The organism is Marinobacter sp. ES-1 (genome assembly GCF_000475255.1).
GTDB classification, from domain to species: Bacteria; Pseudomonadota; Gammaproteobacteria; order Pseudomonadales; family Oleiphilaceae; genus Marinobacter; species Marinobacter vinifirmus.
In genome coordinates, this window is the sequence record NZ_AXBV01000096.1 from 39,766 (window position 1) to 53,539 (window position 13,774).

At 59.5% G+C, this 13,774-nt stretch carries 13 protein-coding genes and 1 tRNA gene; 2 read left to right on the forward strand and 12 right to left on the reverse strand.

Going from position 1 to position 13,774, the window contains the following annotated elements; all coding sequences use genetic code 11:
• Positions 1–2 precede the first annotated feature (2 nt).
• Together Q668_RS14875 and Q668_RS14880 are read left to right on the forward strand one after the other, a co-directional pair.
• Positions 3–1,121: an ABC transporter permease gene (locus tag Q668_RS14875; RefSeq protein ID WP_081697628.1), complete on the forward strand. Its 1,119-nt coding sequence runs from the start codon at positions 3–5 to the stop codon at positions 1,119–1,121.
• Positions 1,122–1,131: 10 nt separating this feature from the next.
• Positions 1,132–1,644: a lipocalin family protein gene (locus tag Q668_RS14880; RefSeq protein ID WP_022990423.1), complete on the forward strand. Its 513-nt coding sequence runs from the start codon at positions 1,132–1,134 to the stop codon at positions 1,642–1,644.
• 7 nt (positions 1,645–1,651) lie between these two features.
• On the opposite strand, the gene Q668_RS14885 is transcribed toward Q668_RS14880, so the two are convergent.
• From Q668_RS14885 to def, 12 genes are all read right to left on the reverse strand, one after another.
• Positions 1,652–2,632, reverse strand: coding sequence for a type II toxin-antitoxin system HipA family toxin (locus Q668_RS14885; protein WP_152521798.1), 981 nt, complete (start codon positions 2,630–2,632; stop codon positions 1,652–1,654).
• On the reverse strand, positions 2,610–2,927 hold the full coding sequence (locus tag Q668_RS14890) for a HipA N-terminal domain-containing protein (protein WP_022990425.1): 318 nt from the start codon (positions 2,925–2,927) through the stop codon (positions 2,610–2,612). Before Q668_RS14890 ends, Q668_RS14885 begins: the two co-directional genes overlap by 23 nt.
• Entirely contained in the window at positions 2,924–3,223 is a 300-nt protein-coding gene (locus tag Q668_RS14895; RefSeq protein WP_022990426.1) for a helix-turn-helix domain-containing protein, read from the reverse strand. Before Q668_RS14895 ends, Q668_RS14890 begins: the two co-directional genes overlap by 4 nt.
• 139 nt (positions 3,224–3,362) lie before the next feature.
• On the reverse strand, positions 3,363–5,582 hold the full coding sequence (locus Q668_RS14900; protein ID WP_022990427.1) for a DUF2075 domain-containing protein: 2,220 nt from the start codon (positions 5,580–5,582) through the stop codon (positions 3,363–3,365).
• The gene (locus Q668_RS14905) at positions 5,579–5,899 is read right to left on the reverse strand and encodes a nucleotide pyrophosphohydrolase (protein WP_022990428.1); all 321 of its coding nucleotides are present in this window, start codon (positions 5,897–5,899) and stop codon (positions 5,579–5,581) included. The genes Q668_RS14900 and Q668_RS14905 overlap by 4 nt, the downstream gene beginning before the upstream one ends.
• Before the next feature lie 128 nt (positions 5,900–6,027).
• Positions 6,028–6,104 (reverse strand) — tRNA-Pro (locus Q668_RS14910).
• 87 nt (positions 6,105–6,191) lie between these two features.
• Complete coding sequence (glyS, locus tag Q668_RS14915) at positions 6,192–8,273, reverse strand: glycine--tRNA ligase subunit beta (protein WP_022990429.1); 2,082 nt, start codon at positions 8,271–8,273, stop codon at positions 6,192–6,194.
• Positions 8,274–8,275: 2 nt separating this feature from the next.
• Positions 8,276–9,298 (reverse strand): glycine--tRNA ligase subunit alpha, encoded by a 1,023-nt coding sequence (gene glyQ, locus Q668_RS14920; RefSeq protein ID WP_022990430.1) that lies wholly within the window; start codon positions 9,296–9,298, stop codon positions 8,276–8,278.
• 136 nt (positions 9,299–9,434) lie between these two features.
• Positions 9,435–10,838 carry a Trk system potassium transporter TrkA gene (trkA, locus tag Q668_RS14925; RefSeq protein WP_022990431.1) on the reverse strand — a complete coding sequence of 468 codons (1,404 nt, stop codon included), beginning with the start codon at positions 10,836–10,838 and terminating at the stop codon, positions 9,435–9,437.
• Positions 10,835–12,136: a 16S rRNA (cytosine(967)-C(5))-methyltransferase RsmB gene (gene rsmB, locus Q668_RS14930; RefSeq protein ID WP_022990432.1), complete on the reverse strand. Its 1,302-nt coding sequence runs from the start codon at positions 12,134–12,136 to the stop codon at positions 10,835–10,837. The genes trkA and rsmB overlap by 4 nt, the downstream gene beginning before the upstream one ends.
• A 2-nt stretch (positions 12,137–12,138) precedes the next feature.
• Positions 12,139–13,074, reverse strand: a complete 936-nt coding sequence (gene fmt, locus Q668_RS14935; RefSeq protein ID WP_022990433.1) for a methionyl-tRNA formyltransferase — start codon at positions 13,072–13,074, stop codon at positions 12,139–12,141.
• Positions 13,075–13,166: 92 nt separating this feature from the next.
• On the reverse strand, positions 13,167–13,670 hold the full coding sequence (gene def, locus Q668_RS14940; protein WP_022990434.1) for a peptide deformylase: 504 nt from the start codon (positions 13,668–13,670) through the stop codon (positions 13,167–13,169).
• Positions 13,671–13,774 lie beyond the last annotated feature (104 nt).

Here is a 13,774-nt window from a genome sequence, read left to right on the forward strand (position 1 = left end):
TGATGGAATCTCTCGGTAACATCTGGCATCTGGGCATCAAGGAACTGCGCAGCCTTTGGCAGGACAAGGTGTTGATGGTGTTCGTATTGGTGGCCTTCACCCTGATGATTTACACCGCCGGCTCCGCCGGTTCCATGGAGCTGCACAACGCCCCGGTGGCGGTGGTGGATGAAGACCAGACCGTGCTCTCCGGCCGGGTCATCAATGCCCTGCAGCAGCCCTGGTTTCTGCCGCCAGACATGGTGCGCTATGACCAGATAGACGACTTGCTGGACAAGGGCAGCCACACCTTCGCCCTGGTAATCCCGGAAGGCTTCGAGCGCAAGGTGCGCCAGGGCCAGCCGGTAAGCCTGCAGCTGAACATAGACGCCACCCGCATGAGCCAGGCCTTTATCGGCACCACCTACATAGAACGCTTCGCCATGACCGAAGTGGCGGAATTCCTGCAGCCGGGTAGCTCAGGGGACGGCCTGCCGGTGACTTTGGTGACCCGCGCCAGCTTCAACCCCAACCTGGACGGCACCTGGTTTGGCGGCGTGATGGAACTGATCAGCCAGGTGACCCTGATCAGCATTATCCTGACCGGCGCAGCGCTGATTCGCGAGCGCGAACACGGCACCGTGGAACACCTGATGGTAATGCCGCTGCGGCCGTTCGAGATTATGGCGTCCAAGGTCTGGGCCAACGGCTTGGTGGTGCTGCTGGCGGCGTCTGTGTCGATCACCCTGGTGATTCAGGGCTGGCTGAACGTACCCATTGCCGGCTCGGTGTGGCTGTTCCTGCTGGGGGCGCTCATTCACCTGTTCTCCACCACCGCCATCGGCATCCTGATCGGCACCGTGGCCCGCACCATGCCCCAGTTCGGTCTGCTGCTGATCCTCACCATCCTGCCCTTGCAGCTGCTGTCTGGCGGCATCACCCCAAGGGAAAGCATGCCGGACCTGGTGCAGAACATCATGCTGGCCGCCCCCACTACCCACTTCGTGAGCATGGCCCAGGCCATTCTGTACCGGGGTGCCGGGCTGGAGGTGGTGTGGCCGCAAATGCTGGCGCTGGTGGCCATTGGCGGAGTGTTTTTCTCCACCGCTCTGATATTGTTCCGCAGACACCTGTCGGTTTGAGGATAGAACCATGAAAGCACTGAGCCTGATTACCGCCACCCTGCTGCTGTTAGCCGGCTGCACCGGCCTGCCTGAAGGCATCGAACCGGTTACCGGTTTCGACAAAGACCGCTACCTGGGCACCTGGTACGAAATCGCCCGCCTGGACCACTCCTTCGAGGAAGGCCTGAGTAAGGTGACTGCCGAATACACCCTGAACGACGACGGCAGCATCAAGGTCATCAACCGGGGCTACAACGCCGAGGAAGGCGAATGGCAAGAAGCCGAAGGCCGGGCAAAATTTGTGGGCGACAGCGACGTGGGCCACCTGAAAGTGTCCTTCTTCGGGCCCTTCTATGGCTCGTACGTGGTGTTCGGGCTGGACGAGGACTACTCCACCGCCTACCTGACTGGCTACAACCGGGATTACCTGTGGCTGATGTCCCGCACGCCGGAGGTGAGTGATGAGGTGTTGGATGCGTTCAGGGGGCGGGCTGAGGCTGAGGGGTTTGAGCTTGGGGAGTTGATTGTGGTGGAGCAGTGAGGCTCTGTTATTCCGGACCAGGCTCCAGTAGCGAAACAAACCGCAGCCGCTCCGAGACCAGTGACTGGTAACGACTTTTCATGTCCTCTGGCATGAACGAAGCCTCGATTATGGCTGGGGCGGTTTTCTGAACTTTCCTGGCCAGACCCTGGATACGATTTTTTACCACTTTGCCAATCAGCCCTGCCTTAACCGCGAGCTCCACGAAATCCGAGCCGGCATAATAGCCATTACCCATGGTTCGGTAATATTCGGGCTCCCCGTCTTTCAGCACTTTGAGTGCCATGGGGTTTTCCGCCTTTGAACTGTAAAGGGATGAGGCGAGGACATCGTAGCAAGGGGTCAGTTTGAACACCGGTTCATGGAAGAAACTGATGTTTTTCAGGTGATGGTCGTCGTTGCCCACCAGATAGCTGAACACCAGTCTTTCCAGAAGCTCCATGGCAACTGCCATGCCGCCGTGCTCAATCACCAGCTCAATGACTTCCTGATAGCTGGCCGCCGTGTATTTTCGGGAGGAATCCGCGTTGGAAATCCCCAAAGCCTGCATGGCATCTTCCTGGTGGATTCGAGCACCACTTTCAACGTCCCGGTCGTAGCGGCGGATGACAAATACCAGGTGGTCATCCTTCAGGCTTATAAGTCCGCATGGGGGCACCGGGAAACCGACTCTCCGCATCAGTGTAAGGGTGGCATGCTCGTTTTCGGCCACGTAGGGATATTCTTCCGGTGAGGGTTTCATGATGAACTGGCCGTTACTGTCCACAAGCTTGAGCTTACCCGCCTCGATGGCTAGCTGGGCTTTCATCTGGACGCCGCTGATCGAGAAACCATGGGTTTTCCGTGGTATGGCTGTCACCAGGTCTTTGCGGCTTTCTGCCAATGCCAGGTTGACCTTTCGGGTGCCAAACAGCTGCCCAAGACAGGCACCGTGGTACTGAATACGGGCGCTCTCGGGCAGTGATTTAAGACAGATCAAACAGTTCAATGGTTACTGCTCCGGGCAGGTCGTTGCCGTTGTGTACCAGCAGGGAAAACTCGTCGTTCGGGTCTATGTGTTGCTCAGTCGCCTGCACCCGCTTCAGCCAACCCTCACTGACAAGGCCGCTGAAGTAAGCCGGTAACCCCTCTGATTCATAGGGTTGTTCACGCAGTGGCAGGCTAAGGCTGAGGGCTGGCTGGCCTAGCTGCAGGTAGGCTTTGTCGTACTGGAAGCGAACGGTGCTCCCCTTCCTTTCCAGGATTCCCGCAACCAGGCCCTTCATTTTTACCCGGGCTTTCATTTCAGTTCGATCCAGATCCGGAAGTTAAGGACCGACCCTATGCCTTCGAGGGTGCGAAGTGTGGGGTTGCCAGTGCCGTTCTCTATGGCCCGGTAGGTGGTGGGTGAGATGCCACACAGTTCGCCTACGTCTGCCGCATTCAGGTCAAGCGCCTTTCTGCGGGCTTGAAGCAGCTCCGCCAACTCGGAGAGCGGGTGTAAGTCCGGCTCTTCAGACGCTTCGATGCGCTCCGCCAGGGTCTGCAGATGGCGGATCTCTTCGGTGATAGCTGTCAGTAGTGCCTGTTTGGTTTGCATGATGTTTGCCGGCTTATCAGTAAAGTGATATTTCAAAGACTTATTGAAAATAATAGCCACTATAATGGTTTTTAGTCGATAAAAATCAATTTAATTGCTTATCTTTTGATATTTTATTGAATCTATCAGTTTAGAGATTCTAGGTGTGCTGCTCGTCAATAAGACATACAAACACTCCCGCCACCCGGTATCGAAAAGCCTCTTCATCGTTCAGTTCAAGTGGCTGGAAGCTTTCATCATGGGAGTTGGGATTCAACTGAATATGTTCGTGACGCCAACCATTCTCGTCTTCCGCTCTGAAACTTTCATAAACCTTCACTGTGTAACGTGACCCTGAATCGGCATCAATGCTGTCCATACTCTCCACCAGAACCGTCTTGCCGTTTCGGGAACCACCAGGGTCAGTCCGAAACAGGCACAGGGCACCATTGGGAATAACCCGATTCATGGATTCGCCGATCACCCGGCAGGCAAACATGTCTTCGCGGACCCGGACTCCGTCGGGAACTGCGACCCAGTCTGGGTGCTGGGTAGGGTCAAGGTCGGTGACATCACTGAGTGCTCCGAAATCCCCCGCAGCCGCCTGCAGGTCAAACAGCGGCACGGCGTTCACATAAGGTTTCAACTCCACCACGTTGGTGGCTTCAGGCTTTTCGACGTGAGCAGCATGAACCGGAATGTGCTGTTTCAGATATTCGCGCAGTGTATCGTCACAAGCGTAGACAAAGGTGCCGCGGATGCCGCGCAGCATGATGGTTCGGTAGATGTTGATGATGTATTGCTTCAGCTCTTCCGGGTCTTTGATGCCTTGGCCGCCGGTGCGGTCGTGGTAGTTATCCTTTTCGATGACTATGGACTGGCTTTTCGGGTCGTACCGGATCTCCTCTCCGAAGATAATCCCCGCGTAGTTCAGGTCATAGCCCTGTGTGGTATGAATGCAGCCGACTTCCCGGTGTGAGCCATCCTTGTTGATCCAGTCGGTATTAGTGCTGTTCCAGCGGAGCTGAACATCGTCGATCACGATGTCGTAGGCCTCACTATCCTTCTTTGAGGCCCAGGGCCAGGAGTAACCGGCGATCAGCCGTGACAGCCCGACCTGCTCCTCCTTTTCATTGATGGTACGGACCAGGTCCTTGAGGGAGTCGAACACCTCAAACTCGTAGTTTTTGGCGGTGAACACCACGCCGTCATCAACACGGCCGTTCAGTAACTTATCCACAAACTCCACATAGGGCTGTCCGGCCTTAACCCGGAACTGGGACAGTAACCGGTGGGTTACCGAGCCGCTGGCAGCTTTCAGGCGCTGGAACACCTCAACATTGGCGTCAGACGGTTTGATGGACTGGCCTTCATCGTAGAAAAAGATCGCCTTGTCCGCCTGCTGGCACACCCAGTCCACTTCGCTGCAGGTGTGCTTGTCCATGCGCAGCGCGGTACAGGCCTTGTCGAAACTGCCGAAGTAAGCACCCAGGTTCTTGCGTTTGCGCAAGCGGTGGGACTCGTCCACCAGCACAATATCGTAGCGTTGTCTGGTCAGCTCAGACGGGCTGATGACCATGTCGGGGCTGAGCCCGGCAACATGCCTGAAGGCTTTCTTCAGGGTGGTTCGGAACGAGGTCATGGGCACCACCAATGCCATTTTCGGTTTTGGCATGAGGGCCTTGAGCGACGAGAGCAAAGAGTGGATTTCGGCCTCTTCCTCGGAGAATTCCCTCAGATTGACCTGGTGTTCTTCCGAATGCAGCAGCTTGAACAGAAAGATCGCCAGCACGGATTTGCCGGTGCCGGCTCCACCTTCCACCACGATGTTCTTCACACCGGGGTTGAGCAGCTCGTGCATGATGGTGAGCAGGCCCTGGCGCTGATCGAAGGACAGGGATTTGTAAGGGGAGTATTTGAAGACATCGGAGTTATCAAGGTGGTCCAGGGTGCGGGACACAACCCCCTTGGCAATCAACCGGTTCCAGACTTCCCGGAATACCTCTTCATACAGGGCACCGCGCTGGTAATAGTTGTGGTCAGCCAGCCCCAGGTTGCCATTGAGCAGGGTGTACTTGCCATCGGCGGCCATGTACTTGATCAGCAGGGATTCCACATCCAGGGTGGCGGATTTGTTGAAGTACTCGCTGGTGATCAGGTGAACCGCAGTCAGCAGCTGCTTTTCGTCATGCTTGAGGTGGGTGCTCATGCGGGTGAGCGTGTCGGTGGTTTCGCCGATGTAGGCGCGCCGGCGCTTTTCGTCACTGAGTACGTAAACTAGGGGCCAGTTGCCCGCGGCAAAAGCATTATCGCGCAGGTCGTTCAGGGCATCCCGGCTGAAGGGGTAGCGCTGAATCTCCACCATCGGCGAATGGCTCATAGCTCGGTGTACTTCTTCGTGGTGCCCCTGGCTTTGCTGACCGGGTATTTCTTTTCGTTCAGGGCAATCTTGTCGAGAACAATCTGTTCCACGTCCAGCTCATAGCTGTCTGCCAGCAGCAACGCGTAGGCAATCACGTCGGCCAGTTCTTCCTTTACCTTACTGACATCGGCCTGGTCCGGAGATTTCCACAGGAACAGCTCCAGCAGTTCCGACGCCTCGATACTCAGGGCCAGCGACAGGTCTTTCGGGTTGTGGAATTGTTTCCAGTCTCTGTCATCCCGGAACTGACGTAGCCGGGCGATCGCCTCATTCATCAAAATACCCCTTTAATCATGAGCAGATTTACTAAGGATACAGAAATTCATGGGCTTGGGGTGTAAGAACCCGGAATGGAACAGCGTTGGAAAACTAAAATAGGAAAAAACAAAACAAGGAGGGAAAATGGTCGGCGTGAGAGGATTCGAACCTCCGACCCCTTCGTCCCGAACGAAGTGCGCTACCAAGCTGCGCTACACGCCGATCAACGGCCGGTATTATACGGATTGCCGGCCGTTTTACTACCCCCATCCGTGGGGAAATTTATCCGTATAACTGCGGAGCCGCCCTTCAGCCTGCGGTTGGCAGCAGGGAGATGTCGGCTACCCGCAGGAACAGGTTGCGCAGGCGGTTGAGCAGGGCCAGGCGGTTATAACGCACGGCCTCGTCGTCTGCCATCACCATGACTTCGTCAAAGAAGGTGTCTACCGGCTCGCGCAGGCTGGCCAGGGAGGTCAGCGCGCTGGCGTAGTCACCCTGTTCGAACAGCGGCAGCACTTTCTGCGCCTGCTCTTCTACCCTGGCGGCCAGGTTCTTTTCGGCGGCATCCTGCAGCAGTGAGTTATCCACAGCCTCGCCGATGCTGTCGCCACCCTGCTTGGTGAGGATGTTGGACACCCGCTTGTTGGCGCCGGCCAGGGCCTGGGCTTCCGGCAGCTGGCGGAAGGCTTCCACCGCTTTTACCCGGCGGTCGAAGTCCAGCGGGCGGGTCGGGCGGCGGGCGTGTACGGCCAGGTACACTTCAGCGCCAATGCCCTGCTCGTCGTAATGGGCGCGGAAGCGGTCAAGCATGTAGTCCACTACGGTGCTGGCGGTGTTGTTCTCGGTCAGCACGGTGAAGTTCTGCTCGGCCCATTCGCACACGGTCTGCAGGTCCAGCGGCAGCTGGCGCTCGATGATGATGCGCAGCACACCCAGGGAAGCCCGGCGCAGGGCGAACGGGTCGCGGGTGCCGGACGGCGGCTGGTTGATGCCGAACAGGCCTACCAGCGAGTCGATACGGTCAGCGATGGCCACGGCACAGCCGGTCAGGGTAGTGGGCAGGTCGTCGCCGGCAAAGCGCGGCATGTACTGCTCGTTCAGGGCCTTGGCGACGTCTTCGTGCTCACCATCGTTGGCAGCGTAGTACTGGCCCATGATGCCCTGAAGGTCGGTGAACTCCAGCACCATTTCGGTCACCAGGTCGGTCTTGGCCAGCATGGCGGCGCGTTCGGCCAGGGCCGGGTCGCTGTTGATGGCCTCGGCGATCTTCTTCGCCAGCGCCGCTACCCGCACGGATTTGTCGTAAATGCTGCCGAGCTTGTCCTGGAACACGATGGGCTTGAGGGCCTCGATGCGGTCTTCCAGCCTGGTCTTGCGGTCGGTCTCGTAAAAGAAGGCGGCATCCGAGAGGCGCGGGCGGATCACTTTCTCGTTACCGGAGATCACCTGTGAAGGATCTTTACTTTCCAGGTTGGCCACGGTGATGAACAGCGGCAGCATGTTGTCGCTGGCATCCACCACGTGGAAGTACTTCTGGTGCTCCTTCATGGAAGAGATCAGCGCTTCGGCCGGCACTTCCAGGAAGCGCTCTTCGAAGCGGCCCATCAGCGGCACCGGCCACTCGTTCAGTGCGGTGACTTCGTCCAGCAGGTCTTCGTCGATCACGGCCTTGCCGTTGGCTTCTTTCTCGGCCAGGGCGTTGACACCGGCTCGGATCTGTTCACGGCGCTCGGCGAAGTCTGCCAGCACGTAGCCTTCCTGCTTCAGCACCACTTCGTAGTCGGCCGGGGTCGGCACAATCAGCTCTTTCGGGCAGTGGAACCGGTGCCCGCGGGTTTTGTTGCCGGGCTTCAGGTTCATCACCGGCGTTTCAATCACGGTGTTGCCGTAAAGCTGTACCAGCCAGTGTACCGGGCGTACGAATTCGGTTTTGCCGGCACCCCAGCGCATGCGCTTGGGAATGGGCAGTGCGGCCAGGGATTTCTCCACCAGCTCGGGCATCAGTTCGACGGTGGGCTTGCCCTTTTCGACGGTGCGGTACACCAGCCAGGCGCCCTTGTCGGTTTCCAGGGTGTCGAGCTGGTCCGGGGTAATGCCCAGGGAGGTGGCAAAGCCGGTCAGGGCCCGGGTGGGGTTGCCGGAGTCGTCGAAGGCGGCTTTTACGGCCGGGCCGCGCTTTTCGACCGCCTTGTCGGGCTGGGCATCGGCCAGGTTACGGATGCGCACGGCCAGGCGGCGGGGGGCCGCGAAGCTTTCCACGGCACCGAAGTCTACGCCAGCTTCTTCCAGGCCTTTGACAATGCCCTGGGTGAAGGCGTCAGACAGTGGCTTGAGGGCTTTCGGAGGCAGTTCCTCGGTACCCAGTTCGACCAGAAAATCCTGTGTTGCCATGATTATGCGTTCCCCTGTTCCTGCGGTGCCTTGTTGGCTTTCTTGCCCTTCTTGCTGGCCTTGGCGTCGGCGGCTTCAGCGGCGGCCAGTACTTCCTTGCGGAGATGCTCCGGAGCCAGCGGGAAGCCCAGCTTGCGGCGGCTTTCGAAGTAGGCCTGGGCGACTGAACGTGCCAGGGTGCGTACACGCAGGATGAAACGCTGGCGCTCGGTCACGGAAATGGCGTGGCGGGCGTCCAGCAGGTTGAAAGTGTGGGAGGCCTTGAGTACCTGCTCGTAGGCGGGCAGCGGCAGGCCGGCCTCGATCAGGCGGGCGCTTTCCCGCTCGTACACATCGAAGCTGTGGAACAGGAACTCGGTGTCGGCGTGTTCGAAGTTGTAGGTAGACATCTCCACCTCTTGCTGGTGGAACACGTCGCCGTAGGTGACCACGCCATCCGGGCCGTTGGTCCAGACCAGGTCGTACACGCTGTCCACGCCCTGGATGTACATGGCAATGCGCTCAAGGCCGTAGGTCAGCTCGCCGGTGACCGGATAGCATTCCAGTCCGCCCACTTGCTGGAAGTAGGTAAACTGGGTGACTTCCATACCGTTCAGCCAGATTTCCCAGCCCAGGCCCCAGGCGCCCAGGGTGGGCGATTCCCAGTTGTCTTCGACAAAGCGGATGTCGTGCACCAGCGGGTCCAGGCCCAGGGCACGCAGGGAATCCAGGTACAGCTCCTGGATGTTGTCCGGTGACGGCTTAAGCACCACCTGGAACTGGTAGTAATGCTGCAGGCGGTTCGGGTTTTCGCCGTAGCGGCCGTCGGTCGGGCGGCGGCTGGGCTGAACGTAGGCGGAGTTCCAGGTTTCCGGGCCGATGGATCGCAGGAAAGTGGCCGGGTGGAAAGTACCGGCGCCCACTTCCATGTCGAGGGGCTGGAGAACCACGCAGCCGTGCTGCGCCCAGAAATTCTGCAATGCCAGGATCAGACCCTGGAAGGTCTTGATATCCGGCGCGGAGTTGTTGGTTGCCTTGTCTGTCACGACGTTTGCCTGCTGGTCAGTCTGTGTGTGGCGCCCCGCTTTGCGGAGCACTCCGAAAAAATGAAAACGCGCATTATACGCTGGCTGGCGCTGCATTTCTAAGTGCCAGCCAGGGTGTTGTTTTGTCTCGGGTCAATCAGAAGAAGGTGAGGCCCACCTGGAACAGTTTTTCCACATCCCGGATGCGGGATTTGTCCACCAGGAACAGGATCACGTGGTCATCCGGCTGCACCCGCAGGTGGTCGTGGGCGATCAGCACTTCGTTATGGCGCACGATGGCCCCGATGGTGGTGCCCGGCGGCAGGTGGATTTCATCCAGCCGCTTGCCCACCACCTTCGAGGAGCGGTGATCGCCATGGGCAATCGCTTCGATGGCCTCGGCTGCGCCCCGGCGAAGTGAGTGAACATTTACTACGTCGCCACGGCGCACGTGGGTGAGCAGGCTGCCGATGGTGGTCTGCTGGGGAGAAATCGCCACGTCGATGTCGCCGCCCTGGATCAGGTCTACGTAGTCCGGGTTGTTGATCAGGGTCAGTACCTTGCGGGCACCCAAGCGCTTGGCCAGCAACGACGCCATGATGTTGGCTTCGTCGTCGTTGGTAACGGCACAGAATACATCGGTGCTTTCGATGTTTTCTTCCAGCAGGATGTCCTTGTTGGCGGCATTGCCTTCCAACACCACGGTTTTCTGCAGGCGCTCGGACAGCATCACACAGCGCTCGTGGTCCCGCTCCAGAATCTTGACCTGGTAGCGGCTTTCCAGGGTGTTGGCCAGTCGGTAGCCGATGTTGCCGCCACCACAGATAAAGATGCGCTTGTAGGGCTTGGACAGCGGCTGCAGTTCGCTCATCACCGAGCGGATGTGGTCGGCGGCGGCAATGAAGAACACCTCGTCGCCGTCTTCGATCACCGTGTCGCCCTGGGGCATGATGGCGCGGTCTTTACGGAAGATGGCCGCTACCCGGGTGTCGATCTTGGGCATGTGGGTACGCAGGTAAGACAGCTCCCGCCCGACCAGCGGGCCACCCTGGGTCGCCCGGATGGCTACCAGCCGTGCCAGGCCCTTGGAGAACTCCAGCACCTGCAGTGTGCCGGGATATTCGATCAGCCGGGTAATGTGCTGGGTCACCAGGTGTTCCGGGCTGATCAGTACATCAATCGGGAAGCCCCGCAAACGGTCCAGCTCTTTTTCGGTATCCCGGTTATAGAACAGTTCCTGCTTGCCCAGATACGCCCCGGCCCGCACGCGGCAGATGGTGGTGGGGGTCTTGTACAGCAGCTTGGTGACCTGGCAGGCCACCATGTTGGTTTCATCGCTGTTGGTTACCGCAATCACCATGTCGGCGTCTTCGGCGCCGGCATCTTTCAGGATGGTGGGGTACGAGGCCCGGCCATGCATGGTGCGGATATCCAGCCGGTCCTGCAGTTCCCGCAGGCGTACGCTGTCGCTGTCCACTACGGTGATGTCGTTGGCTTCATTGGCCAGGTTTTCAGCGAGGGTGCCGCCCACCTGGCCGGCGCCGAGAATCAGGATTTTCATGCGTCAGGTTTCTCCAGCACGGCATAGAAAAAGCCGTCGTGGCTGTCCGGGTCGGGTAGCAGTTGGCGCCCGGTGTCCATGTCCCGGCCCCAGTCGGCGTTGATCTGAACCAGCGTTGCCTGTTCCTGCTGCTTGAGGAATCGCTGGATTATACGGTGGTTCTCCTGGGGAAACACCGAACAGGTGGCATACACCAGCCGACCACCCGGTTTCAGGATAGACCACATGGCGTCGAGCAGGCCAAGCTGGATGCTGGCCAGGGGCACAATGTCGGACTCCCGGCGCAGCAGTTTGATGTCCGGGTGCCGGCGGATCACGCCGGTGGCGCTGCAGGGTACGTCCAGCAGGATGCGGTCGAACGGGGTGCCGTCCCACCAGCTGTCGATATCGGCGGCATCGGCCTGTTTCAGGGTGGCGTGCAGGTCGAGCCGGTCGAGGTTTTCCTGGACCCGGGGCAGGCGCTCGGCGGATTCGTCGATGGCGACTACTTCATCCAGTTCGCCACAGGCTTCCAGGATGGCGCAGGTCTTGCCGCCGGGCGCGGCGCAGGCATCCAGTACCCGCTGGCCGGGTTGCAGGTCCAGCATGGTGGTACACAGCTGGGCGGCTTCGTCCTGGACGCTGGCACCGCCGTCTTCGAACCAGGGCAGGCGCTCGACCGGTACCGGGCGTGCCAGCTGAATGCCGTGGGGGGCGAAACGGGTTGGCTTGGCTTCGATACCGGCCTCGGCCAGCAAATCCAGGTATTCGTCACGGCGGAAACGCAGGGCGTTTACCCGCAGGGTCATGGGGGCCTGGGTGTTGTTGGCGTCCAGAATGGCCTGCCAGTCTTCCGGCCAGTTGTGGCGCAGCTTTTCCACCATCCACACCGGGTGGCTGTAGCGGCTGCTGTCGTCGTTCGGCTCCGGCGCCCCTTCCCTTTCCGCCGCCCGCAATACGCCGTTGACCAGCCCGGTCAGGTGCGGCTTGTCCAGCGCCCGGCAGGCTTCCACGGTTTCGTTCAACACCGCGTAGGTGGCCTGTTCGCTGAATCGCAGCTGGAACAGGGCCACCAGCATCAGGTGGTGAATCACCCGGTCCGGTTTGCGCAGGGGCTTTTTCAGGCGCTGGTTCAGCTCGCCGTCAAGCCGGTGAAACCAGCGGCAGGTGCCATAGCAGATGGCTTGCAGCTGGGGCCGTTGTTCCGGCGGCAACTGGTTCAGGGCCGGCGGCAGGCATTGGGTTAATGACTGGCCGTTTTCCACCGCCAGCAATACGTTGGCGGCGACGGCGCGAAATGGCAGGGGCTGGTAGGCCATGGTCAGTTCAGCTCCTGGCCGGGCAACAGGACCTGCTTGCCGCCGTTGATCAGGTCGTTGATGCTCTGGGCCTTGCTGCCCGGCAACTGGACCGAGGTGATTTTCAGGCTGCCGGTGCCGCAGGCCACCTCAACGCTATCCCGCTCCCGGCTCAGTACCGTGCCGGGGGCTTTGCCGCTGCCCTGCTCCAGCGCAGTCGCCTGGTGAATGCGGATGCGTTGTTCGCCCAGGTCGGTAAAGGTGCCGGGCCAGGGGTTGAAGGCGCGGATCAGTCGTTCGATGTCGGTGGCGCTGCGGCTCCAGTCGATGTGGCCTTCTTCCTTGGACAGCTTATGGGCGTAGTTGGCGTCGGCATCGTCCTGGGGCTCTCCGGTCAGCTCCCCTTGTGCCAGCCGGGCCAGTGCGTCCACGATGGCTTCGCCGCCCATGTCGGCAAGTCGGTCGTGCAGGCTGCCGCCGGTGTCGTCGGCGTTTATCGGAGTGCTCACTTTCAGCAGCATGGCACCGGTGTCCAGGCCTTCATCCATCTGCATGATGGTAATACCGGTTTCGGCATCGCCGGCGGCAATGGCCCGCTGGATCGGAGCGGCACCGCGCCAGCGCGGCAACAGGGAGGCGTGGATATTCAGGCAACCGTGGGTCGGGATCTCCAGCACGGCTTTGGGCAGGATCAAACCGTACGCGGCGACGATCATTACATCCGGTTGCAGTGCCGCCAGCTCCTGCTGGGCCTCTTCGGGCTTCAGGCTGACCGGCTGGAACACGGGAATGGCGGCATCCAGTGCCACCTGTTTGACCGGGCTGGGCATGAGTTTGCGGCCACGGCCAGCAGGGCGGTCGGGCTGGCTGTATACGCCCACCACATTATGGCCGGCTTCCAGCAGGGCCTTCAGGGCAATGGCGGCAAAATCCGGTGTTCCGGCAAAAACAATGCGCACGGTGGTTGCTTCTCTGTGTCGTTGATACGAAAAAACCGGGTCGTAACCCGGTCTGAATTCAGTTCTGCGCTGGCGATGCTTCAGCCATTGTCTCAGGCGCTCTGCTTGTGCAGCTTTTCCAGCTTCTTGCGAATGCGGTTGCGCTTGAGCGAGCTGAGGTAATCCACAAACAGCTTGCCGTTCAGGTGATCCATTTCATGCTGGATACACACGGCCAGCAGGCCTTCGGCTTCAAGGACGAACTCTTCGCCGTTACGGTCTTTGGCGGTAATCCGGCAGTGTTCGATACGCTTCACGTCTTCGTAGAAGCCTGGTACCGACAGGCAGCCTTCCTGCATGGCTTTCAGGTCTCCGTCCAGCACTTCCACCTTCGGGTTGATGAATACCCGGGGCTCGCTCTTGTCTTCGGACAGGTCCATCACGATGATCTGCTTGTGTACGTCTACCTGGGTAGCCGCCAGGCCGATGCCGCGGGCATCGTACATGGTCTCGAACATATCGTCGATCAGGGTGCGGATTTCGTCGGTCACCTCATTCACCGGCTTGGCGATGGTGCGAAGACGGGGATCCGGATACTCAAGAATTTCTAGAATCATAGTGCCTTGGCTTCTCTGAAATGCGACGGCGGTCTGCGCAAAATTTCTTCATGAACCTATCATGAAGTAACGTCTTGGCCTGTATTATCCGATAAATTACCGAT

What these genes read in the sequence shown, in the direction of transcription:
- Q668_RS14905 (WP_022990428.1), bottom strand. Translation starts at nt 5,899, where the DNA reads ATGAATGAGGCGATCGCCCGGCTACGTCAGTTCCGGGATGACAGAGAC.
- trkA (WP_022990431.1), bottom strand. Translation starts at nt 10,838, where the DNA reads ATGAAAATCCTGATTCTCGGCGCCGGCCAGGTGGGCGGCACCCTCGCT.
- rsmB (WP_022990432.1), bottom strand. Translation starts at nt 12,136, where the DNA reads ATGGCCTACCAGCCCCTGCCATTTCGCGCCGTCGCCGCCAACGTATTG.
- Q668_RS14880 (WP_022990423.1), top strand. Translation starts at nt 1,132, where the DNA reads ATGAAAGCACTGAGCCTGATTACCGCCACCCTGCTGCTGTTAGCCGGC.
- glyS (WP_022990429.1), bottom strand. Translation starts at nt 8,273, where the DNA reads ATGGCAACACAGGATTTTCTGGTCGAACTGGGTACCGAGGAACTGCCT.
- def (WP_022990434.1), bottom strand. Translation starts at nt 13,670, where the DNA reads ATGATTCTAGAAATTCTTGAGTATCCGGATCCCCGTCTTCGCACCATC.
- Q668_RS14895 (WP_022990426.1), bottom strand. Translation starts at nt 3,223, where the DNA reads ATGCAAACCAAACAGGCACTACTGACAGCTATCACCGAAGAGATCCGC.
- Q668_RS14875 (WP_081697628.1), top strand. Translation starts at nt 3, where the DNA reads ATGGAATCTCTCGGTAACATCTGGCATCTGGGCATCAAGGAACTGCGC.
- Q668_RS14890 (WP_022990425.1), bottom strand. Translation starts at nt 2,927, where the DNA reads ATGAAAGCCCGGGTAAAAATGAAGGGCCTGGTTGCGGGAATCCTGGAA.
- Q668_RS14900 (WP_022990427.1), bottom strand. Translation starts at nt 5,582, where the DNA reads ATGAGCCATTCGCCGATGGTGGAGATTCAGCGCTACCCCTTCAGCCGG.